A 22,578-nucleotide genomic window follows, 5' to 3' on the forward strand; every position below is an offset into this window, starting at 1 on the left:
CATCGTATCGTTTGCGTTTCTTACTGCTGCTCGTATTCGGGCTTATCGTTCTTTTTGCCGTACTCGTAAACGTCCATCAACGTTGTCTCGGCTACCGACGAAACCACATAATCAATCATGGTACCGCCCATCACCTCGTCGATATTCTTCATGGCACCATTCATCGAACCAGCCTGAACCAGGTAGTTAACGGTTGAACGCTTCTCCTTCTCAGTCTTCTCATCGATAGTGATGAACTGGAGCTTAGCCTTGTACCACTTATCGGCAATGTTATCATCGGTAAAGAATACCTCTTTGTAAGCTGCTTTCTTGATATCGGCCACCTCGAACTCGCCGCTGATATACGACGACATCTCCTCGGTGACGCGAGTCTCGGCCTCGCTGAAACTCAGGGCGTCGACTACATAATTTTCGTTTACTTTCTTCTGCAAGCCGTCCTCGGTTACCTTCTCATAACGGATCTTGCATTCAAACCACGTTGCTGTTCTACTTCTCATTTCTTTTCTGTTTTATTCTTTTTTATTCCCATATAATCTTTGTCCAGCGCCTCCATTTTCTTGGTGGTAAGCTGGTCGATAATCTCACTGGCAATGCGCTGCGAGCGCTCGTTACCCAGGTTGCTTTGCTTGGCAAGATCCTGTTCGGCCTTGGCCAACTCCTGAGTCATACTACGGCTGCGCGCCATAAAATCCTTTTCCGAAAGGTTCATCTGCTTGTTGTTATAAACCTTCGATAGGATGCGGTCGGCCTCTTTGGTAAACTGCTTGCGGAATATCTGCTCGGCCTTGGCCTGATACTCCTTCATCTCCTTCTCGTCGATAGTGAGCGAATCCTTCATACGCATCTGCCTGGCCACGATATTGGCGATGGTAGCCGAATCGGCATCGGCACCCAAGCCGTAAAGCAGGTTCTCCTCGTCGAGCATATCATCGGGGATAGGCTCCTCAACGGCCTTTACGTATTCTACGTCCTCGGGCTGGGGCAACATATAGAAATAGCTACCCACAATGGCCAGCGCAATAGCAACTGCTGCAAAACCCACCAAGGCTGTGCGACGCATCTGCTTGCGACTGATGAGCGCATGGTAGAAATCGTGAACCGACTGATAACGGCGATCAGGGTCCTCGGCTGTGGCCTTAGTGATAATCTGGCGCCACTCGAAAGGCAGACCGGCTGAGTGATACAGCCACACCACAAACTTGGCCATCGAGTACACATCGGCACGGGCATCAATCTCGCCACCAGCCAACACCTCGGGCGCTACGTAATCCTCAAGTCCGTCGTACAGTATCTCCTGATCCAACTTAGCATAGAACGAACCATGACAAAGCAGGCGGATGGTAGCATCGTTTTTGCGAGCCAGCACATTACAGGGGGCAAAACATACATGGTACACGCCCTGCTCGTTAAGCTGATGGGTGAGTTCTACCAGATCGCGCAACGTGTTGTTGGCAAAATCCTCGCGCGCCAAAACAGCCGGATTCTCGTTCAGCAGCTGCTCGAAAGTAACAAAGTTACCCACCTCAACCGCTATGGCATAAACACCACCGTCGCCCTCGTTGGGCACAAAGTGCAACTGGTGCTTATCCTTTACCTTATCCATATCGGCAGCCTCGGTACGCACACAATTACTAAAGGCGACATGATCGGCCACCTCGTCGTGGAACTCCACGAAGTTAGAGTACTTTCCATCGATCAACCGCTTGTAGAAGTAACCGTAGGGAAGACGGACTTTCGTGGTTTTTCTAACGTCACGCGTTTCTAATAATTCCTCGAAATTCATCGTAAGCTCACAATTTTGCTGCAAAAGTAAACAAATAAATCGAAAAAAAGCACGATTTAAAAATATTTTAGTAACTTTGCACCGCAAAATAATGAAATAGTAAATTGTCAAATCGTAAAATAGAAAAATGCCTGAGATATCAGTTCGCGGACTAGAGATGCCCGAGTCGCCTATCAGAAAACTCGCCCCTCTCGCTGTAGCCGCTAAGAAAAGAGGTACCAAGGTGTACCATCTGAACATCGGTCAGCCTGACCTGCCAACACCGCAAGTAGGACTCGACGCCCTGAAGCAGATAGATCGCAGTATCCTGGAGTATTCACCCTCGCAGGGTTATCAGAGCTATCGCGAAAAGTTGGTAGACTATTATGCTAAGTACAATATCAACGTAACAGCTGATGATATCATCATTACCAGTGGTGGTAGCGAGGCGGTGCTGTTTGCATTCCTGAGCTGCCTGAATCCTGGCGATGAGATTATCGTACCAGAGCCTGCTTACGCCAACTATATGGCCTTTGCCATTTCGGCAGGAGCAAAAATCCGCACTATTGCCACTACCATCGAGGAGGGTTTCTCGCTCCCCAAGGTAGAGAAATTCGAGGAGCTGATTAATGAGCGCACACGCGCTATTATGATATGTAACCCCAACAACCCAACGGGTTATCTGTACACACGCCGCGAAATGAACCAGATTCGCGACCTGGTGAAGAAGTACGATCTGTATCTCTTCTCCGACGAGGTGTATCGTGAGTACATCTACACTGGCTCGCCTTATATTTCGGCTTGCCATCTGGAGGGTATCGAACAGAACGTAATCCTGATCGACTCAGTATCTAAGCGTTACTCAGAGTGTGGTATCCGTATCGGCGCCCTGATTACCAAGAACGCTGAGGTACGTAAGGCCGTGATGAAGTTCTGTCAGGCTCGCCTCTCTCCCCCACTCATCGGACAGATTGTGGCCGAGGCTTCGCTGGATGCCCCTGAGGAATACTATCGCGACGTGTACGACGAGTACGTTGAGCGCCGTAAGTGCCTGATCGACGGACTGAACCGCATTCCTGGTGTTTACTCACCTATCCCTATGGGTGCTTTCTACACCGTAGCAAAGTTGCCTGTAGATGATGCCGAGAAGTTCTGCCGTTGGTGCCTGTCGGAGTTTGAGTACGAGGGCGAGACCGTGATGATGGCCCCAGCAGCCGGATTCTACACCACCCCAGGTGCAGGTATCAATCAGGTACGTATCGCCTACGTATTACAGAAGAAAGACCTTGAGCGCGCACTCATCGTACTGCGCAAGGCACTCGAAGCTTACCCAGGACGAGTGGATGAGGACTAAAAATTGAAGGATTGAAGTTTTGAATTTTCCTCTATACATAGCCAAAAGAATATATAGCGATCAGGGCGACAAACGAAAAGTGAGTCGCCCAGCTATTCGTATAGCCACCATCGGCGTGGCTATCGGACTGGCTGTGATGATAGTAACGGTAAGCGTGGTACTTGGTTTTAAGCATACCATCCGCGACAAGGTGGTGGGCTTTGGTAGTCATATCCAGGTACATAATATCATGAACTACAATGGTTCTGACCCTCACCCTATCTGCGCCAACGACAGCTTGATGAAGGCTGTTGGCAAGCTGCCAGGTGTGGCCAAAGCCGAACGCTTCAGCATGACGCAGGGTATCCTGAAAACCGACGAGGATTTCTTGGGAATAGCCATCAAAGGTATCGCCGAAGAATACGATACCACCTTTCTGAGTCAGCACCTTATAGCAGGAAACATTACTTCATTCAGCGATAAAACAAGCAAGTATAAGTTACTGGTTTCCAAGATGATAGCAGACAAGATGCGCCTTAAGGTTGGCGACAAGGTATTTGGCTATTTCATCGACAATCAGGATGTTCGCACGCGTAAGTTCACCATCAGCGGCATTTACCAGACAAACATGACGCGCTTTGATGAGACGCTATGTTTTACCGACCTGCATACCGCCAACAAACTGAACGGCTGGACCGATAATCAGGCTACTGGTATTGAGGTGTTGGTGAAGGATTTCGAGAAGGTGAACGAAACAGCCAACCAGTTTATCGACAACATTAACCGCACCAGCGACGAGCAGGGCAACTCGCTCACATCCGAGACCATTTACGAGTTGTATCCACAGGTATTCTCGTGGTTGGAGCTGCTTGATATCAACGTATGGATTATCCTGGCACTGATGGTTTGCGTGGCAGGCTTCACAATGATTAGCGGTTTGCTCATCATCATTCTGGAGCGCACACAGATGATTGGTATCCTGAAGGCCTTAGGCGCCCGCAACAAGACTGTTCGCCACACGTTCCTGTGGTTCTCGGTATTCATCATCGGTCAGGGATTGTTCTGGGGTAACATTGTGGGTATCGGCATCGTTCTGCTCCAAAAATACACCGGTTTTATCACCCTCGACCCACAAACCTACTATGTGAGCGAGGCTCCCATGGAGCTGAATCTGCCATTGGTAGCACTCATCAACATAGCCACTTTGTTGATCTGTGTGTTTGTGCTGATAGCACCAAGTTACTTGATTTCGCACATTCATCCAGCGAAATCTATGAGATACGAGTAAATTTTTAAAAAATTGCACAAAAACATTTGGTAGTGTGCAAAAAATGAATTACCTTTGCACAAAATTTCAAAAATTGTGCAGTTTTAATGAAAGAATTTAGCAGTTTTAATGCTTTAATACAGAAAGCGATTGTAGACAACTGGAATCAAGATGCCCTTACTGATTATCAGGGCATCACGCTTCAGTATCACGACGTTGCACGCAAAATTGAGAAACTCCACATATTATTCGAGAACAGCGATGTAGTAAAGGGCGACAAGATTGCCATTTGCGGTCGCAACTCTGCCCATTGGGCTGTTGCGTTCTTAGCTACACTCACCTATGGTGCAGTTGCCGTACCCATCCTGCATGAGTTTAACGGCGAGCAGATTCAGAATATTGTGAACCACTCAGGCGCTCGTCTGCTGTTTGTAGGCGATTTTGCGGTTAAGACTATCGACGCTGAAGCCATGCCTGCTTTGGAGGCTATCTTTAACTTGCCCGATTTCTCGCTTCACGTATCGCGATCTGAGAAGATCACATACGCACGCGAACATCTTAATATGATGTTTGGTAGCAAGTTCCCCAAAGCATTCCGTGCAGAACATGTAAAATACCATGAGGATACGGCCGAGGAGTTGTCGATGATTAACTACACCAGCGGTACAACGGGCTTTTCGAAAGGCGTGATGCTGCCCTACCGCGCTATTTGGGGTAACGTAGAGTTTTGTTTGCGAGTACTTGGTCGCAACGTAAAGGCCGGCGACAACATGCTGAGTATTCTGCCTATGGCACACATGTATGGTATGGCCGTTGAGTTCCTGTTCGGATTCTGCAACGGTTGCCATCTGTTCTTCCTCACTCGTCTGCCGAGTCCAGCTATCATTGCCGAGGCGTTTACTACCGTTAAACCCACATGTATCATTACCGTTCCGCTGATTATCGAGAAGATAATCCGTAAAAATGTATTCCCCAAGATACAGAACAACCGTATGCGCCTGCTGCTTAACATGCCAGTAGTGAGCAAGAAGGTTAAGAGCCGCATTTGCAATGAGGTATATAACGCCTTTGGCGGCAACCTGTACGAGGTGATTGTTGGCGGTGCCCCACTCTCTAAGGAGGTTGAGGAGTTCCTGCTCTCAATCGGATTCCCCATCACCGTGGGTTATGGCACTACCGAGTGCGCCCCACTGATTTCGTTCTCAGACTACCACGACTTTATAGGAGGTTCGGTTGGACAACCTGTCGACCGTATGGAGGTGAAGATTCTGAGTTCTGACCCACAGAACGTGGCTGGCGAGATTGTTACCAAGGGTACCAACATGATGTTAGGTTACTACCTGAACGAAGAGGCCACACGCGAGGCTATCGACGAAGAGGGTTGGTATCATACTGGCGACTTAGGCACCATGCTGCCAAGCGGACACATTTTTATTCGCGGACGCTCGAAGAACATGCTGTTGGGCGCCAACGGACAGAACGTATATCCAGAAGAGATTGAGGACAAGTTGAACACGATGGCTATGGTTTCAGAGAGCATCGTGATTCAGCGTGGAGAAAAACTGGTGGCTTTGGTTCACCCTGATCAGGACGAGGTGGTAAGCTTCAGTCAGGAGGAATTGGAACACATCATGGAGCAGAACCGTCAGGAGCTTAACAACATGCTGCCTGCTTACAGCCGTATCTCGGCTATCGAACTGCATGAAGAGGAGTTCGCCAAGACACCAAAGAAGAGTATAAAACGCTACCTATATAAGAATAACTAATAGCTTATGGAACATATACCTAGTTTTAACGCTCTGATTCAAAAGAGCATCATTGATAATTGGGATCGCGACGCGCTGACCGATTTTAAGGGTCAGACACTGCAGTTTCATGACGTAGCCAGAAAAATCGAAAAGTTGCATATCCTTTTCGAAAACAGCGGCATTCAGAAGGGCGATAAGATTGCCCTCTGCGGTCGCAATTCATCACAATGGGCTGTGGCCTTCTTAGCCACACTTACCTACGGTGCTATTGCTGTGCCCATTCTGCACGAGTTTAATGCCGAGCAGGTACACAACATCGTGAACCACTCTGAAGCCCGCCTGCTGTTTGTGGGCGACCATGTGGCTACCATCATCGATCCCCAAGCCATGCCAACACTCGAGGGTATCATCAACAACCCCGATTACTCACTCATGATTTCGCGTACCGACAAATTAACCTACGCGCGCGAACATCTTAATGAACTCTATGGAAAGAAATTCCCCAAGTACTTCCGCAAGGAGCATGTACATTATTATATGGAGGAGAGTCCAGAGGAAATGGCCGTTATTAACTATACCAGCGGTACAACAGGTTTCTCCAAAGGTGTTATGCTGCCCTATCGCGCACTCTGGTCGAACTTCGACTTTGCCGTGAGCGTATTGGGCAATACCATCAAGGCTGGCGATAAGGTTATCTCGATGTTACCAATGGCACACATGTATGGTATGGCATTCGAATTCATATTCGAGTTCCTGTACGGTTGTCATGTGTACTATCTGAACCGTGTACCTTCGCCCGCTATCATCGCGCAGGCCCTGGCTGAGATTCGTCCACGTATCGTCATCGCCGTACCTCTCATCATCGAGAAGATTATCCGCAAGAAGGTATTCCCAAAGATACAGAACAACCGTATGCGACTGCTACTGCAGATGCCTGTAATCTCAAAGAAGGTTCGCGAGATGATCTGTCAGGAAGTGCTGAAGGCCTTTGGTGGCAACATGTACGAGGTAATCATTGGTGGTGCTGCCCTGAACCAGGAGGTAGAACGATTCCTGAAGCGTATCGACTTCCCCTACACCGTAGGTTATGGCGCTACCGAGTGTGCACCTATCATCTGCTATCGCGACTGGCATACTTTTGCCCCAGGTTCGTGCGGACGTGCAGCCCTGCATCAGGAGGTAAAAATTGTATCACCCGACCCACAGCGTATTCCTGGTGAGATTCTTACCAAGGGTCCAAACGTGATGTTGGGATACTATAAGAACCCTGAGGCCACAGCCGAGACTATCGACCGCGATGGCTGGTACCACACTGGCGACCTTGGTACAATGGACGCCGATGGTAATGTGTTTATCAACGGACGCTCAAAGAACATGCTGTTGGGTCCTAATGGACAGAACATCTATCCAGAGGAAATCGAGGACAAGTTGAACTCGATGACCATGGTGCTTGAGAGTGTGGTAGTACAGCGTGATAACAAACTGGTAGCTTTGGTTCACCCTGATATGGACGAGGCTAAGAATATGGGCTTCTCAGAGGAGGATCTGAAGAACATCATGGAACAGAACCGCAACGGTTTGAACGAAATGATTCCTGCTTACGAGAAGATCTCTGAAATCGAAATCCACGAAGAGGAATTCGAGAAGACACCAAAGAGAAGTATCAAACGTTACCTCTATAAATAATTAGGCACAAATTACACGGCTTTAATAAATTAAAAACACGGCTTAGTTGCAAATACTAAAGCCGTGTTTCTTTATATAAAGAGCCGTGTAAATCCGTGCCAAAAACTATTCGTACCAATAGTAATACCAATAAGTACCAAAGTACTGGTCTTCTACCTTACCTTTCTGTTCCATTTTATTAGGATACTGGCTGCGCAGCTCGCGGAAGTTTTCGTAATCCTCGTCTAACACGGTGTTACGATAAACAGCCACAGGCTTTGAACGCAGATGACCATAGAGCACCAAGGCCTCGCGATAATGCTTAGGCAGACTATCGTTCAGGGCATAATACTTACCTACCTCACCAGCAAATTTATCAATCTGCTTATCGATAAGATACCCCGTCAACTGATAATCGGCTACCACCTTGCTGGGTACAGTATCCTTACACAACACATGGTGCTGCACCAACTCGAGATAATGCATGGGTTCCATCTGATAGGCAGGAGCTGCACCCATGAACTTATACACGCTGTCGACAGGATATAATAATAAGGTAGAATGTCCATCGGTAGGCAGAATGCTCTTACTGTTACCACACACCTTATACTCGAAGAGTTTATCGCCTATGGCGTCCTTACGAGCCAACGCCTGCATACGTAGCATCACCAGATGCTCGTCGCACTCTAACGATTTTTTACCTGCGGCCAACGCGCCATCCACATCGCCCTCGAGCAAACAACGTTCTGCTCGCATACGATAATGGAACACAGCATTGGTATTGCCGACACTAACCGTCAGAACCATAAGAAGTACCATGATAAGCAAGTTCATCCACATGGAACGCGACAGGATGTGGGGATTAGGATCATCGTCGAGCTCCTGCAGTTTGGTAAAGAAATAGGTGCATCCACCCCAAAGTAAGAGATAAATAATGATAAGCCACCACGAGAACATGTGCGTGATACCACCAGCTGGATCGGGCACAATATCAGTAAGCATGCCCAAAGCCAACATAGATGGGAAATAAGTAAGCGCATAAAAGCTCTTATTAAGGTGGGTTACCTTATGAATAAGGTGCTGGAGCAGATAAAGCACAAAGGTGATACCTACAGCACCAACCAAACGATTATAATGCGTAATACCATGACTGAGCACATGCTGCGCCATCATCAGCAGATCGTTCTGGAAATAATACAACCAGCACCAAGAGAAGAGAATAAAAACGATAGCGCACACAACGCGTATGGTTATGGCGCTACCTTCTTGTTTCTTTTTACGATAATTCATATTTTAAATTTTCTTCAACACAACGGCTGAACGAGCCGGGATATAGAGTTTGAGCCACTCCTTATGATCGGCCACATAAAGCGGGTCATAGTTCGTGAAGTGGGTAACGGTGTCGTCGGCAAAGCCGTTTCCACCAAAGTCTTTCGAATCGGTATTCAGAACCACCTTATACGAACCGGTGGGAACTAGGAAGCCATAATCGGTATAGCTACGTGTGGGCGAGAAGTTGAACACAAATACCAAGTCGCCACGCATAAAGCAGAGCACCTGGTCGCCATCATCGTGCCATATCTCAGTAACAGGTGTAGCCTGGAAGTTGCGCACGCTCTTAATCACCTTCAGCATCTCGCGATCAAAGTCGCCCAGCCAATGGTAGCAAAGGTCCTTGTTATCTACCAGATTCCACTGACGGCGTGCGTACTTATAACTCCAACCATTACCCTCGCGTGGGAAGTCGATCCACTCTGGATGACCGAACTCATTACCCATAAAGTTCAGGTAGCCACCATTAATGGCAGCAGCGGTAACCAAGCGGATCATCTTATGCAGGGCAATACCGCGCTGGGCAATATCGTTCACATCCTTCTTAGCAAAGTGCCAATACATATCGGCATCAATCAAACGGAAGATAATGGTCTTATCGCCTACAAGTGCCTGGTCGTGACTCTCGCAGTACGAGATAGTCTTCTCATCGGGACGACGGTTCTTAACCTCCCAGAAGATTGAGCACACATTGATATCCTCGTCGCGTACTTCTTTAATCGTCTTAATCCAGTAATCGGGGATGTTCATGGCCATACGATAGTCGAATCCATATCCACCATCCTCGAACTTAGCTGCGAGGCCAGGCATACCTGATACCTCTTCGGCGATGGTGATAGCGGCAGGATTTACCTCGTGTATCAGCTTGTTGGCCAAGGTGAGATAACAGATGGCGTTATCATCCTCGTGACCATTAAAGTAATCACCATAACCACCAAAGGCCTCACCCAAACCATGCGAGTAGTAAAGCATAGAGGTAACGCCATCAAAGCGGAAACCATCGAACTTAAACTCCTCGAGCCAGTATTTGCAGTTAGAGAGCAGGAAATGCAGCACCTCGTCCTTACCATAATCGAAACAGAGCGAATCCCATGCCGGATGCTCGTGACGATCGCCTGGGTAGAAGAACTGATTAGGATCGCCAGCAAGATTGCCAAGACCTTCAACCTCGTTCTTAACAGCATGCGAATGCACGATATCCATAATAACTGCCACACCATTCTTATGAGCAGTATCAATAAGCTCCTTCAACTCCTCTGGAGTACCAAAACGACTACTTGGTGCAAAGAATGATGATACGTGATAGCCGAACGAACCGTAATAAGGATGCTCCTGAATGGCCATCACCTGAATGCAGTTATAACCATCCTTGATAACGCGTGGCAACACATTATCCTTAAACTCCTTATAGGTACCAACCTTCTCGGCATCCTGTCCCATACCTACATGGCACTCGTAAATGAGCAAGGGATTCTTCTTGGGTTTGAAGTTCTTTTTCTTGAACTCGTATTTCTCCTCAGGATTCCAAACCTGAGCCGAGAAAATCTTTGTATTCTCGTCTTGAACCACACGACGGCACCAAGCGGGAATACGCTCGCCTTCTCCCCCATTCCACTTTACCTTCATCTTGTAAAGCTGACCGTGTTTCAGGGCCTTTTCGCTGAGTTTCAACTCCCAGTTGCCCGTACCCTCGATACGCTTGCAACGGTACTTCTCGTTCTCCTGCCAGTTATTAAAGTCGCCAATCAGATAGATATCGGTAGCGTTAGGAGCCCACTCACGGAACACCCAACCCTTTGACAACTTATGCAGACCAAAATAAAGATGACCAGAAGCAAACTGACTCAGCGTTTTCTTGCCATTCTGTGTGAGCTGGTTCATCTTCCAAACAGCATGGTCGTGACGGCCACGGATAGCTCCCTCGAAAGGTTCCAACCACGAGTCATTACGTACCAAGCCGATATGTTCAGGCTGTGTAGGAGCAGCTTTCTTGGCCGAGGTCTTTTTGGCTGCCGGTTTCTTGACAGATTGTTTCTTTGTTTCCATAGTTATTGTATTTTTATTGTTTTGCTTTTAATGTTTTATGCCTTAACCTTGAAAATAGCTTTCTTGATTTCAGGCTGGTTGATGATGCAAGGGGCATGACCATCTTGCGGAAAGAAGATGACGAACTGGTCAGGTTTAACCGTTACATAGGTCTGAGCCTTGGTGTCGCCATACTTGGTAATATCCTTTTCGGCATTATACTCAAAATCGGGCAGATCGCACAGAGGGGTATAGCCGAATGTTTCTTCACAGGTGATAGGAATCTGGATATCAATCATCTCGATATGTGTTTCGAGAACTGCAGCATCCTGGGTTTTGCCCTTAGCCACCTGAATATTTACAAACAGATCCTTATCCTTGATGAAGTGCTTACCCTCTTCTATTGTCTGAAGATCGTTGTTTTTCAGGAACTCAACCACATCGGCAAACAACGGATTAAGTGCTACGTATTTGCCCAGATTCTCAATTGTATCAATAATCATAATCAGTAAAATATTTAAGTTGTTTGTTACTTTAATTGTCTGTGTCCACGGGTATAGGTTCCTTGAGCAGTAACCTTACCATTACGGTCTTTTTCAACAAAGTTGCCATCACGCACATCGTCGAGATAGGTGCCTTCGAAACGATTGCCATCTTTATCCTCCTCGATAGCCGCACCGTTACGTCGACCGTTCTTGAAAATACCTTTGAATTTAGAGCCGTCGGCAAAACGTGCAATGCACTCGCCATTGGGCTGACCAGCCTTGAAAGTGCCCTCAACGGTATCGCCGCTCTTCTTGGTAAGCTTACCACGACCATCCTGTTTATCGGCCTTCCACTGACCCACATAGGTATCGCCATTCTGCCATACCAGCGTACCCTGACCTTGCTTGTCGCCCTTAAAGAACTGACCAGTATATACATCGCCATTGGCATACTTAAAAATGCCCTGACCAGTACGTTCACCTTTTACGTAGTCGCCCTCGTAAACGTCGCCGTTCTGGAACTTATAGATGCCACGACCGTTCATTTCGTCATCAGTCCAAGGACCAATATACACATCGCCGCCAGCATACTTGAAAGTACCTTTACCCGAGCGCATATTCTCTTTCCAATCGCCATCATAAACAGAGCCATCGCCCCAGTCGTAGATGCCTTTGCCGTTCTTTTTATCGTTCAACCAATCGCCTTTGTAGAAAGCGCCACTAGCAAAAGTATAGGTTCCAAAGCCCGAACGCTTGTCCTGTCGCCATTCGCCGTCATACTTATCGCCGTTATAGTAGTACATTACACCATGGCCCTGCTGATAATCGCGAAACCACAAGCCATCGTAACGATTGTTATTTGCAAAGTAATATGTTCCCTTACCATGCTGCTGATCCTGAAACCACTCGCCCTCGTACTTTTCGCCATCAAAAAAAGTAAAAATACCAAAACCCTGGCGCTTACCTTTAACGTATTCACCCTCGTAAAGATTACCATTCTTATACACAGCCTTACCCTTACCGTTTGGCTTACCCATGACCATTTCGCCCTGATATTCGCCACCATCCTTTGTTGTGGCCGAGCCGAGTGTTATCTTCTGTGCTCCTGCAGTAAAAGGCAGAAACATTGTGAGTGCAATTATCGAAAGTTTGTTTATATTCATTTGTAATACTATCCTTGTTTTAGTGTGCAAATTTAAATAAAAAAATTGATGTGCGCAAATTACACAGCCATATATTAATATATTTTTTCACTTTTAAAATTTGGTTTTCTTCTCACTTATTCGTAATTTTGCACCCGTTATGAAGTTTATGGCTATTATTCCTGCCCGTTATGCTTCTACAAGATATCCGGGCAAACCGCTTGCAATACTGGGCGGAAAATCAGTGATTCAGAGAGTGTATGAGCAGGTGAAGAGCGTGCTCGACGAAGTATATGTAGCTACCGACGACCAGCGTATTTTCGATGCTGTAACAGCATTTGGTGGCCAAGCGGTGATGACCCGTGCCGACCACAAGAGCGGTACCGACCGCATCGAAGAAGCTGCCGAGAAAATCGGTTCGGATGCCGACGTGATTATCAATGTGCAGGGCGACGAGCCTTTTATCCAGCCCTCGCAGATAGAAACGTTGATGCACCTTTTTGATGCACCAGAGACTCAGATTGGCACATTAGGCAAGTTGTTTGAATCAATCGAAGCAATAGAGAATCCCAATTCGCCAAAGATTGTGACCGACAATCGCGGATTTGCACTCTACTTTAGTCGTAGTGTGATTCCTTATATCCGAGGCAAGGAGCGTAACGAGTGGTTTGGCGAATACCCATTCCTGAAACACTTGGGAATCTACGCATATCGCCGTGAGGTTTTGGCCGAAGTAACAAAATTGCCCCAAAGCAGTCTGGAAAAAGCAGAGAGCCTGGAGCAATTACGTTGGTTACAGAACGGCTACCGCATCCGTGTGGGTATGACCGATATCGAAACTGTTGGTATCGACACCCCAGAGGATCTGACCCGCGCCGAAGAATTCTTACTGAAGCATCTGGCGTAAAAGATCCTTCTGACGTTCTGTAAGATTTGTTGGAAGTTTTACCTGATAGGTAATGATAAGGTCACCAAAGGTGCCATCGCCCCTATCATACCCTTTACCACGCAGTCGGACCTTAGTGCCTGGCTGCGTTTCTGGTTTAATCTTTAGCTTCAATTTCTGACCGTTCGACAGGGTAACAATCACCTCGCCACCTAACATGGCAGTGTAAAGATCTATCGTAACATTAGCATTCATTTCGCCGCTATGTGTTCGGGCCTGGCGACCGCCGCCAAAACCTTGGAACCCACCAAAGCCTCCGCCTTGCTGACCTTTGCGACCAAACAGATCCTCGAAGAACGACGAGAAGCCACCTCCACCCTGGAAGCCGCTAAAGTCGAAACCACCAAACGGATTGCCGCCGCCCTGACCGCCACCTCCAAATCCTTGGAACTGTTCGGCCTCGCGCCACTTCTCACCATACTGGTCGTACTTCTTACGTTTCTCAGGATCACCAATCACATCATAAGCCTCCTGCAAGGCCTGGAACTTAGCCTGAGCCTTGGGGTCGTCAGGATGCAAATCGGGATGAAACTGCTTAGCACGTTTCAGATAGGCCTTCTTTACATCCTTCTGCGCAATTGTTTTATCTACGCCTAAAATCTTGTAATAATCAATAAATGCCATAATCTTATCCTCCTATTTTTTTAACTTTTCCAGCAAAAAATGTGCCAAACAAAATACAAAATAATCGAATAAATATTTGGGCATATCAACTTATTTATGTAATTTTGCAAACAAAAAGAAGAATATTGATGAAAAAGCTTGCTATCATACTGATTTCCACACTGTTATCAGTGGCGCCCATCGAGGCAAAAGACAATAAGACCGTAAAAATTAAGGTGATTGAAACCAGCGATGTGCATGGACATTTTTTCCCCTACGACTTTATGGAGCAAACCCCCATCAAGGGTACACTTTCGCGTGCAAACACCTATATCAAAAAGCAGCGTAAAAAGTATGGCGAGGATCATTTCCTGCTGATAGATAATGGCGACATCCTGCAAGGTCAGCCTTGCGTATATTGGTCGAACTATGTGATGCCTGAAGACGAGAACATCGCAGCTTCGGTTATCAACTACATGAAATACGATGCCGAAACCGTAGGTAATCACGACATCGAGCCTGGTCACAAGGTTTACGACAAGTGGATTCGCGAGGTTCGCTGTCCATTGCTGGGCGCCAACATCGTCAAAGAGGAATACAAGAACGCAGAGGCCCGTCCTGAGCATATCTATACAGGACTGAAGCCCTACTCTGTACATTACAAAGATGGTGTTAAGATTGTAGTTATCGGCATGCTTACACCAGCCATCCCAAACTGGCTGAACAAATCCATCTGGAAAGGATTGGAGTTCGAGGAGATGACCGCATGCGCCAAGAAATGGATTAAGTATGTCAAGGAGAACGAGAAACCCGATTTGATTTTCGGTTTGTTCCACTCTGGTCTGAACGGTGGTATCAAAACTGCTGAATACGAGGAAGATGCAACAGAATCAGTAGCCCGTGAGGTTCCTGGTTTCGACATCATCTTCTTTGGTCACGACCACCAGGTACACAACATGCTGATTACCAACAAAGCTGGCGAAAAGGTGCTTTGTGTAGATCCCTCGTGCTATGTAAACAACGTGGCTGAAGCAGAGATTACACTGACATACAAGGATGGTAAGCTTAGCAAGAAAAGCATTATCGGTAACATTGTAAATGTGCGCGACGAGAAGATCGACAAGCAGATGATTACCTACTTCCAGCCTACCATCGATAAGGTTAAGGAATACGTGAGTCAGAAGATTGGATACTTTAAGAATCCTATCTACACCCGCGAGAGTTTCTTTGGCAACTCGGCATTTACCGATCTGATTCACAATCTGCAGATGAGCATCTCGAAAGCCGACATATCGTTCAACGCCCCCTTGGCATTCAATACCACCATCGATGCCGGCGAGGTTACACAGGCCGATATGTTTAAGCTGTATCGCTTTGAGAACCTGCTGTTTGTACTCAAGATGACTGGCGAGGAAATCAGAAAACACCTGGAGTTCTCGTACGATATGTGGTGTAACACTATGACATCGCCCAACGACCACGCATTGCGTTTAAACAACGATTCGAAGGAAGACCAGCAACGTACCGGATTCCAATACTACACCTTTAATTTCGACTCGGCTTGCGGTATCGACTACGAGGTTGATCTGACCAAGCCCGACGGACAGAAGGTAAGGATTCTGCGCATGTCGAACGGAGAACCATTCGACGAGAAGAAATGGTATAAGGTAGTGATGAACAGCTATCGCGCCAATGGCGGTGGCGAGCTGCTGACTCGTGGTGCAGGTATCCCACAGGATTCGCTCGAGAGTCGTGTGCTCTTCCACACCGAACTGGATCAGCGCCACTATCTGACAGAAGAGATCAAACGTTTGGGTACTATCGACCCACAGAAAAATAACAACTGGAAGTTTGTGCCCGAGGCATGGGTAAAACCAGCCCTCGAGAGAGACCGTAAACAACTGTTTGGAAAATGAAACAACATTATTTCGTATTCTGTAAAGAAGACTTATTGTTAGAAAAAAACGCAGATGGCGGATATACCATCCCCTTTCAGGAAGAACCACCCACCGAGGTAAAACCTTGGACCAACGTAATGACCGTTACCCCGCTGGATGGCGTTGAGGTAAAAACATATAAGATAGACAGTCCGGTTTGCGACGACCCACGCTACGAGATGTGCGGCCTGCGACAGAGCTTTTACAAACTTGATAAAGCCCTGTACCAGAAGGCAGGCAAATGTCAGGAACTGCTGTATTGGGATGCCAACACCAAGTATTGTGGCGTGTGTGGTGCCCCAATGCGAATGGATACCGACATCTCGAAGAAATGTACTGAGTGCGGCAAAGAGATATGGCCACAATTAGCTACAGCAGTCATCGTACTGATACACAAAGGCGACGAGGTTCTGCTGGTTCGCGCCAAGAACTTCCGTACCGATTTCTACGGATTGGTAGCAGGATTTGTTGAGACAGGCGAAACACTCGAAGAAGCGGTAGCCCGTGAGGCATTCGAGGAAACAGGCGTAAAGATCACCAACATCCGCTATTTTGGTTCGCAGCCTTGGCCCTACCCTTGCGGACTGATGGTAGGCTTTAATGCCGACTATGTATCAGGCGACATCCACCTGCAGGCCAGCGAGATAGCTAAAGGTGGCTGGTTCCGTAAAGACAACCTGCCTACTATCCCCGAAAAATTATCTATAGCACGTATGCTGCTCGATGCGTGGTTAGCCGAGAAAGATTAATACTCTACTAACTGCATCGATAACACACCCGTATAACTGATGGTTGATTCTACCATATAACAGGTAGCGCCATCAGGGATACATAGTGTGGCGTTAAAATGTAAGCCAGAGGCATCAATATGACTAAAGGCCATATTGGCCAGAATGGCATCGTTTAAGAATTCGGCAGGCACCAGACCTTGGTACTGCTGCTTATGGAAATCACTCGAATAGATCTGTCGCGCACCTTGGAAAACACTAATGTGCATGATGTTATCGTAGTACACATTCTCTACTTCCAATCCATCCTCGTTAAAAGTACGCTTTGTGACTTTATACTTGGTAGGATTAATGGCAATATACCAATGGTAGCGATTGCCGTTATAGGCAGCCACCGAGTCGATCTTAACCTGATGGGTATAGGTTAGCACACTCGGAGCAGCAGTCTCTATATCAGCATCATCAGCGTCGTCGCTCTTTTGCAGTTTCAACAAATCACCATTCTGATTGTTAAACCAGAAGAGGTGTTCGGTATGTTTAACGATACTATACGATGTGCCCGATGCCAGATAAAGCGAATCCTTGTAGATGCGGAAGTAGGTAGGCATACTGGTAGCATCGGCAAAGTAGAGCGTATCGCCGCTTACACGGAACGACACATAGCCACTCTCCTCATCTACCCAAACTCCCTGAAGCATCTCCTTTGCCGCCTTATCGTCGGGCAACGTTGATGAGTTGTTCTGGTTACAAGCCACCAGAACAACCATCAGCATTGATATCGTTAATAACTTCTTCATTTATTTACCTATGCAATGATATTCAAAGCCATTCTCGTCGAGCTCCTCGCTATCGAAGATGTTTCTACCATCGATAACCAACGGACGTTTCATAGCCTTTTTAATCACACCCCATCCAGGCAGGCGGAACTCCTTCCATTCGGTGAGCAGCAACAGGGCATCGGCATCCAGCACCACATCATACATGTCGCGACAATAGGTTACCGTTTCGCCGATTCTGCGCTTACACTCATCCATAGCAATGGGGTCGTAAACACGTACGTTACAACCAGCCTCAAGCAGTTTAGCAATCATCACGAGGGCTGTTGATTCGCGCATATCGTCGGTCTCTGGTTTGAACGAGAGTCCCCACATGGCGATGGTCTTACCCTTCAGAGCCTCAACGCTGCCAAATGCCTTAACCAGCTTCTCAAACAGCACGCTCTTCTGCTTTTCGTTCACACGCTCAACGGCCTTCAGAACCTCCATCGAGTAGCCATTCTGGTCGGCAGTCTTAATCAGCGCCTTTACATCCTTGGGGAAGCAAGAGCCACCATAACCGCAACCTGCATACAGGAACTTTCTACCGATACGCGTATCGCTACCGATACCAGCGCGCACCATGTTAACATCGGCACCAACACGCTCGCAAAGGTTGGCAATATCATTCATGAACGAGATACGGGTAGCCAGCATCGAGTTGGCTGCATATTTAGTCATCTCGGCCGATGGGATATCCATGAAAATCACACGGAAATTATTAATCAGGAAAGGCTTGTAAAGCTTGGTCAGCGTTTTCTTGGCCTTCTCGCTCTCAACACCTACTACCACACGGTCGGGACTCATAAAGTCCTTAATGGCGTTACCCTCTTTCAGAAACTCCGGGTTCGAAGCCACGTCGAACTCGATATCTACGCCACGCTTAGCCAACTCGTCCTCGATAGCCTTACGCACCTTTTTGGCAGTACCTACCGGTACAGTACTCTTGGTTACAACAACCACGTACTTCTTCAGGTTCTGACCGATGGTCTTAGCCACCTGCAGCACGTATTTCAAATCGGCCGAGCCATCCTCATCGGGAGGTGTACCTACAGCTGAGAAAACAATCTCCACATCATCGAGTACAGAGGCCAGGTCGGTAGTGAACTTCAAGCGACCAGCGGCCACATTCTTCTTTACCAACTCGTCGAGTCCTGGTTCGTAGATGGGGATTTCACCGTTTTTCAGGCGTTCTATCTTATTTTCATCAACGTCTACACACGTAACATTTGCTCCTGTATCGGCAAAGCATGTTCCCGATACCAAACCTACATATCCGGTTCCTACAATAGCAATATTCATACTGTTAACAACTAAATTTTGTGCAAAGGTACACTAAATTTTTAATATCACAAGCATTTTAAGTTTCTTTTATTTGTTTATGTCGAAAAAATACAGTAATTTTGCACCCGTGATTGAATTAGAAAGACATATTGAGATACTGCTGCTCGACAACGACTGCGTGATTGTGCCCGGTTTGGGCGGATTCATGGCGCATCATGTCGAGGCAAGATACGAGGAAGACGAACAGGCCTTCCTTCCCCCACTCCGTACATTAGGTTTTAACCCACAACTTAAGATTAACGATTCACTTCTGGCCCAGTCGTACATCGAGGCTTACGACATCAGCTACCCAGAGGCCCTTCAGCGTATTGAGGACGAAGTAAACGAACTGACGCAAATCCTGCAGAACGAAGGTCGCTACGAGCTTAATAATATAGGTATAATAGAGCTTAACGAGGATGGCAACTACGTGTTCACCCCTTGCGAGGCAGGTATTCTTACCCCAAGCCTGTATGGACTGAACTCGTTCGAGATGAGCCTGATTAAGGCTGTAACTCTGCCAGAGGTTGAGGAGACTCCTGCAGCTAAGGTTGTAGAGATGAAGCCCGAGCCCAAGCCCGAGCCCGAGGTTAACAGCGTGCTGCAGCAGAACCTGGTTGATATCAACGACGACGATACCGATGTGGTTCGCATCAAGTTCTCGTTGATTCGCAATGCCGTTGCTGTTGCCGCCATCCTGTTGGCTGTGTTCTTTGTAGCAATGCCTACTGGCAAGACCGAGCTGATGAAGAGCACCATCAACAATCTGAACAATCAGATTTTGTTTGGCATGATGACCTCGAAAGACACTAACACCAGCGCCATCGATTTTAAGCGTAAGGATGCACAGAAGCCTGCCGCAGTTAAAACTGCCGAGGCTATACTCGATACCATCAAGCCCACTAAGCCAGCCGAGGCTACCAAGCCCGTTGCCATCAAGACCGACAGTACTCGCGAGGGTTACTGCATTGTGTTGGCCAGCCATGTTAACAAGCAGAATGCTGAGATTTTCATCAACAACTTGGCAGAGCGTGGTTACAAAGGTGCCGAGATTTATGTGCACAACAACATTACCCGTATCGTTTACGGTCACTACGAGAATCAAGCCGATGCTTATACCCAGTTACAGAAGATAGCCAAAGAAAAGGATTTGGCCGAATCGTGGGTTTACAAATATAACGAGAAAAAATAATCAATGAAGAGAGTACGCTGCCCTAAGTGCGACCAGTACATCACCTTCGATGAGACCAAGTACGAGGCTGGTCAGTCGTTGGTTTTCAAATGCCCCGACTGCGGCAAGGAGTTTGGTATCCGTATCGGCGTGAGCAAGCTTCGTGAGCGTCAGAAAGATGAAAACCCCGACGAGCAGGCCAACGAACAGGGTTGCGGATCAATCGTTGTTATCGAAAACGTATTCCATTACAAGCAGGTTATCCCTCTTCGTATGGGCGACAACATCATTGGTCGTTATCAGAAAGGCAATCCCGCCAATACCGCTTTCGAGACAGTAGATCCCAGCGTCGATCTCAATCATTGCACCATCACCGTTAGTCGTGATAAGAAAGGTGGCTTGCGTTATACGCTGAAAGACAACAACAGCAACACTGGCACCTTTATCGATAACGTAGAGCTCACCCCAAAAGAGCGTCGCGTTATCAGCGATGGCACCCTCTTCACCCTTGGTGCCACCTCTATCATACTTCGCACATCCAACGACGAAGAATAAAAAATATGATTACCGAAGGCTACATGCCGTTTATGGGCTACCAAACCTACTACCGCATAGTAGGCGAGGCATCGGAGAAAGCACCGCTACTGTTGCTGCATGGCGGTCCTGGTAGTACGCATAACTATTTCGAGGTGCTCGACTGCATCGCCGAAACAGGACGACAGGTTATCTCGTACGACCAGATAGGTTGCGGCAATTCTTATCTCGACGGACACCCAGAACTTTGGACACAGAAGACGTGGATTGACGAACTTATCGCCATCCGCGAGTATCTTCAGCTCGATGCCGTGCATATACTTGGCCAGTCGTGGGGAGCTATGCAGGCCATCGCCTATGTCATCGACCATCAGCCCCAAGGCATCAAGTCGCTCATTCTGTCATCAGGCCATGCCTCCAGCAGTTTATGGGCCAGCGAGCAGCACCGTCTTATCAAATACCTGTCGGACGAAGATCAGGAAGCCATCCGTCATGCCGAAGCTACAGGCAAATGGGATGATGGAGCCTATCTGCAGGCAAACAATCATTACTTTGAGCAGTTTGTTATTAGCGTTGATGAGCACTCACCCGAGTGTCTCCGTCGTCCCAAGCGTGCTGGTGCCGAAGCCTACCTCTATGGCTGGGGCCCCAACGAGTATCAGCCCCTCGGCAGTCTGAAGGACTTCGAATACACCGATAAGTTAGACCAGATTTCTCAGCCGACACTTATCTGTAGCGGTACACGCGACATCTGTACCCCCGTTGTAGCAGCCTCACTCTACGAGCATATCCCCAACAGCCAATGGCATCTGTTCCGCCACTCGCGCCACACTTGCTTTATCGATGCTCACCAGGAGTATTGCCAAGTACTCACCAAGTGGCTGGAAGAAAACGAATAACATGACGTGGACTGTAATTTCAGATAACCGTTCGAACAATCCAGAGCTTGAAACAGAGCATGGATTGTCAATCCTTCTACAAACAGAGCGACATAAGATTCTGCTTGATACCGGAGCAAGCGATGTGTTTATGAGAAATGCAGAGCAGATGGGTATAAACCTAAGCGATGTTGACTATGTTTTTATTTCTCATGGACATAGCGACCATGCAGGAGGCTTACGCTACCTGTTAGAGCACAATCAGCAGGCCAGAATCATTGTCTCGCCCGATGCTATGAGCGGCAAATTCTTTTCAAAGCGAGGCAATCTTCATAGCATCACCACAGAATGGCCAGAGATAAGCGACGACAGACTTATCTTGATAGATCACACCTGCGAGATAGCTGACGGCATACAAGTTATTGCACATATATCTCAAACGCATCCGATGCTTAAAGGTAATTTGAATCTTTACGTTCAGGATGCCAACGGAAGTTTTGTACACGACGATTTCAATCATGAGATAGCTCTATATGTAGATGGACTCCTGTTTACAGGCTGTGCCCATAATGGTTTGGAGAACATTCTGGCCGCATGTCCTTGGCCCGTTCATACCGTTGTTGGCGGGTTCCATCTGCTCGATGGTCTGCAATCGGACGAAGAGATTGTAGCTTTGGCTCAAAGACTGAAAGCCAATTATCCCAATACCCATTTCTACACCAGCCATTGTACAGGCGACCATGTATTCGAACTCATGCAAACCATCATGCCCACCCAATTACACCCCTTCACCTGCGGCACAACTAAGGAATAAAAATAATATTGCAAAACATTTGTTTTTTCCATTTCTACACTAAAAAGTTAGAAAAAGTGTATCAAACATA

General features: G+C 47.3%; 20 protein-coding genes. 11 read left to right on the forward strand and 9 right to left on the reverse strand.

Annotated elements, in window-relative coordinates; genetic code table 11:
* Positions 1–20: 20 nt before the first annotated feature.
* On the reverse strand, positions 21–497 hold the full coding sequence (locus tag BLR73_RS03320; protein ID WP_091858924.1) for a DUF4494 domain-containing protein: 477 nt from the start codon (positions 495–497) through the stop codon (positions 21–23).
* Complete coding sequence (locus tag BLR73_RS03325) at positions 494–1,783, reverse strand: protein kinase family protein (RefSeq protein ID WP_033150018.1); 1,290 nt, start codon at positions 1,781–1,783, stop codon at positions 494–496. Before BLR73_RS03325 ends, BLR73_RS03320 begins: the two co-directional genes overlap by 4 nt.
* 127 nt (positions 1,784–1,910) lie before the next feature.
* Between BLR73_RS03325 and BLR73_RS03330 the strand changes: the two genes are divergently transcribed.
* The 4 genes from BLR73_RS03330 to BLR73_RS03345 all read left to right on the forward strand — a co-directional run bounded on the left by BLR73_RS03330 (position 1,911) and on the right by BLR73_RS03345 (position 7,796).
* On the forward strand, positions 1,911–3,116 hold the full coding sequence (locus BLR73_RS03330) for a pyridoxal phosphate-dependent aminotransferase (RefSeq protein ID WP_013064730.1): 1,206 nt from the start codon (positions 1,911–1,913) through the stop codon (positions 3,114–3,116).
* Between the two features lie 19 nt (positions 3,117–3,135).
* Positions 3,136–4,383: an ABC transporter permease gene (locus tag BLR73_RS03335; protein WP_013065170.1), complete on the forward strand. Its 1,248-nt coding sequence runs from the start codon at positions 3,136–3,138 to the stop codon at positions 4,381–4,383.
* An 86-nt stretch (positions 4,384–4,469) separates the two neighbouring features.
* Positions 4,470–6,128, forward strand: a complete 1,659-nt coding sequence (locus BLR73_RS03340; RefSeq protein ID WP_091858927.1) for an AMP-binding protein — start codon at positions 4,470–4,472, stop codon at positions 6,126–6,128.
* Between the two features lie 6 nt (positions 6,129–6,134).
* Entirely contained in the window at positions 6,135–7,796 is a 1,662-nt protein-coding gene (locus BLR73_RS03345; protein WP_033150015.1) for an AMP-binding protein, read from the forward strand.
* Positions 7,797–7,901: 105 nt separating this feature from the next.
* Here BLR73_RS03345 and BLR73_RS03350 read toward each other — a convergent pair whose 3' ends face one another.
* The 4 genes from BLR73_RS03350 to BLR73_RS03365 are packed head-to-tail and all read right to left on the reverse strand — an operon-like array spanning position 7,902 to position 12,780.
* Positions 7,902–9,065: a DUF6057 family protein gene (locus tag BLR73_RS03350; RefSeq protein ID WP_091858929.1), complete on the reverse strand. Its 1,164-nt coding sequence runs from the start codon at positions 9,063–9,065 to the stop codon at positions 7,902–7,904.
* Positions 9,066–9,068: 3 nt separating this feature from the next.
* On the reverse strand, positions 9,069–11,153 hold the full coding sequence (locus tag BLR73_RS03355) for an alpha amylase C-terminal domain-containing protein (RefSeq protein WP_091858932.1): 2,085 nt from the start codon (positions 11,151–11,153) through the stop codon (positions 9,069–9,071).
* Between the two features lie 35 nt (positions 11,154–11,188).
* On the reverse strand, positions 11,189–11,635 hold the full coding sequence (locus tag BLR73_RS03360) for a NanQ anomerase/TabA/YiaL family protein (protein WP_091858935.1): 447 nt from the start codon (positions 11,633–11,635) through the stop codon (positions 11,189–11,191).
* A 26-nt stretch (positions 11,636–11,661) separates the two neighbouring features.
* Complete coding sequence (locus BLR73_RS03365) at positions 11,662–12,780, reverse strand: MORN repeat-containing protein (protein WP_013065480.1); 1,119 nt, start codon at positions 12,778–12,780, stop codon at positions 11,662–11,664.
* A gap of 139 nt (positions 12,781–12,919) precedes the next feature.
* On the opposite strand from BLR73_RS03365, the gene kdsB reads away from it, so the two are divergent.
* Positions 12,920–13,666, forward strand: coding sequence for a 3-deoxy-manno-octulosonate cytidylyltransferase (gene kdsB, locus BLR73_RS03370; RefSeq protein WP_013065425.1), 747 nt, complete (start codon positions 12,920–12,922; stop codon positions 13,664–13,666).
* Here kdsB and BLR73_RS03375 read toward each other — a convergent pair.
* Complete coding sequence (locus tag BLR73_RS03375) at positions 13,646–14,329, reverse strand: DnaJ domain-containing protein (protein WP_013064824.1); 684 nt, start codon at positions 14,327–14,329, stop codon at positions 13,646–13,648. The genes kdsB and BLR73_RS03375 overlap by 21 nt on opposite strands.
* Positions 14,330–14,457: 128 nt before the next feature.
* Between BLR73_RS03375 and BLR73_RS03380 the strand changes: the two genes are divergently transcribed.
* On the forward strand, positions 14,458–16,224 hold the full coding sequence (locus tag BLR73_RS03380; protein ID WP_091858938.1) for a bifunctional metallophosphatase/5'-nucleotidase: 1,767 nt from the start codon (positions 14,458–14,460) through the stop codon (positions 16,222–16,224).
* Positions 16,221–16,994, forward strand: coding sequence for an NAD(+) diphosphatase (nudC, locus tag BLR73_RS03385; RefSeq protein ID WP_091858941.1), 774 nt, complete (start codon positions 16,221–16,223; stop codon positions 16,992–16,994). Before BLR73_RS03380 ends, nudC begins: the two co-directional genes overlap by 4 nt.
* Here nudC and BLR73_RS03390 read toward each other — a convergent pair.
* Together BLR73_RS03390 and BLR73_RS03395 are read right to left on the reverse strand one after the other, a co-directional pair.
* Positions 16,991–17,770: a DUF4738 domain-containing protein gene (locus BLR73_RS03390; protein ID WP_091858944.1), complete on the reverse strand. Its 780-nt coding sequence runs from the start codon at positions 17,768–17,770 to the stop codon at positions 16,991–16,993. The two genes, nudC and BLR73_RS03390, sit on opposite strands and share 4 nt — an antisense overlap.
* Positions 17,771–19,090 (reverse strand): UDP-glucose dehydrogenase family protein, encoded by a 1,320-nt coding sequence (locus BLR73_RS03395; RefSeq protein ID WP_033150009.1) that lies wholly within the window; start codon positions 19,088–19,090, stop codon positions 17,771–17,773. It abuts the gene before it with no gap.
* 109 nt (positions 19,091–19,199) lie between these two features.
* Between BLR73_RS03395 and BLR73_RS03400 the strand changes: the two genes are divergently transcribed.
* The 4 genes from BLR73_RS03400 to BLR73_RS03415 are packed head-to-tail and all read left to right on the forward strand — an operon-like array spanning position 19,200 to position 22,508.
* Positions 19,200–20,303, forward strand: a complete 1,104-nt coding sequence (locus BLR73_RS03400; RefSeq protein ID WP_176763600.1) for an HU domain-containing protein — start codon at positions 19,200–19,202, stop codon at positions 20,301–20,303.
* A 3-nt stretch (positions 20,304–20,306) separates the two neighbouring features.
* Positions 20,307–20,837, forward strand: a complete 531-nt coding sequence (locus BLR73_RS03405) for an FHA domain-containing protein (protein ID WP_013065595.1) — start codon at positions 20,307–20,309, stop codon at positions 20,835–20,837.
* Between the two features lie 5 nt (positions 20,838–20,842).
* Entirely contained in the window at positions 20,843–21,715 is an 873-nt protein-coding gene (pepI, locus tag BLR73_RS03410; RefSeq protein WP_091858950.1) for a proline iminopeptidase, read from the forward strand.
* A gap of 1 nt (position 21,716) precedes the next feature.
* Positions 21,717–22,508 carry an MBL fold metallo-hydrolase gene (locus tag BLR73_RS03415; protein ID WP_091858953.1) on the forward strand — a complete coding sequence of 264 codons (792 nt, stop codon included), beginning with the start codon at positions 21,717–21,719 and terminating at the stop codon, positions 22,506–22,508.
* The last annotated feature ends 70 nt before the right edge of the window (positions 22,509–22,578 follow it).

Origin of the sequence: Prevotella sp. khp1 (assembly GCF_900102205.1) — a bacterium.
Taxonomy (GTDB): Bacteria; Bacteroidota; Bacteroidia; order Bacteroidales; family Bacteroidaceae; genus Prevotella; species Prevotella ruminicola.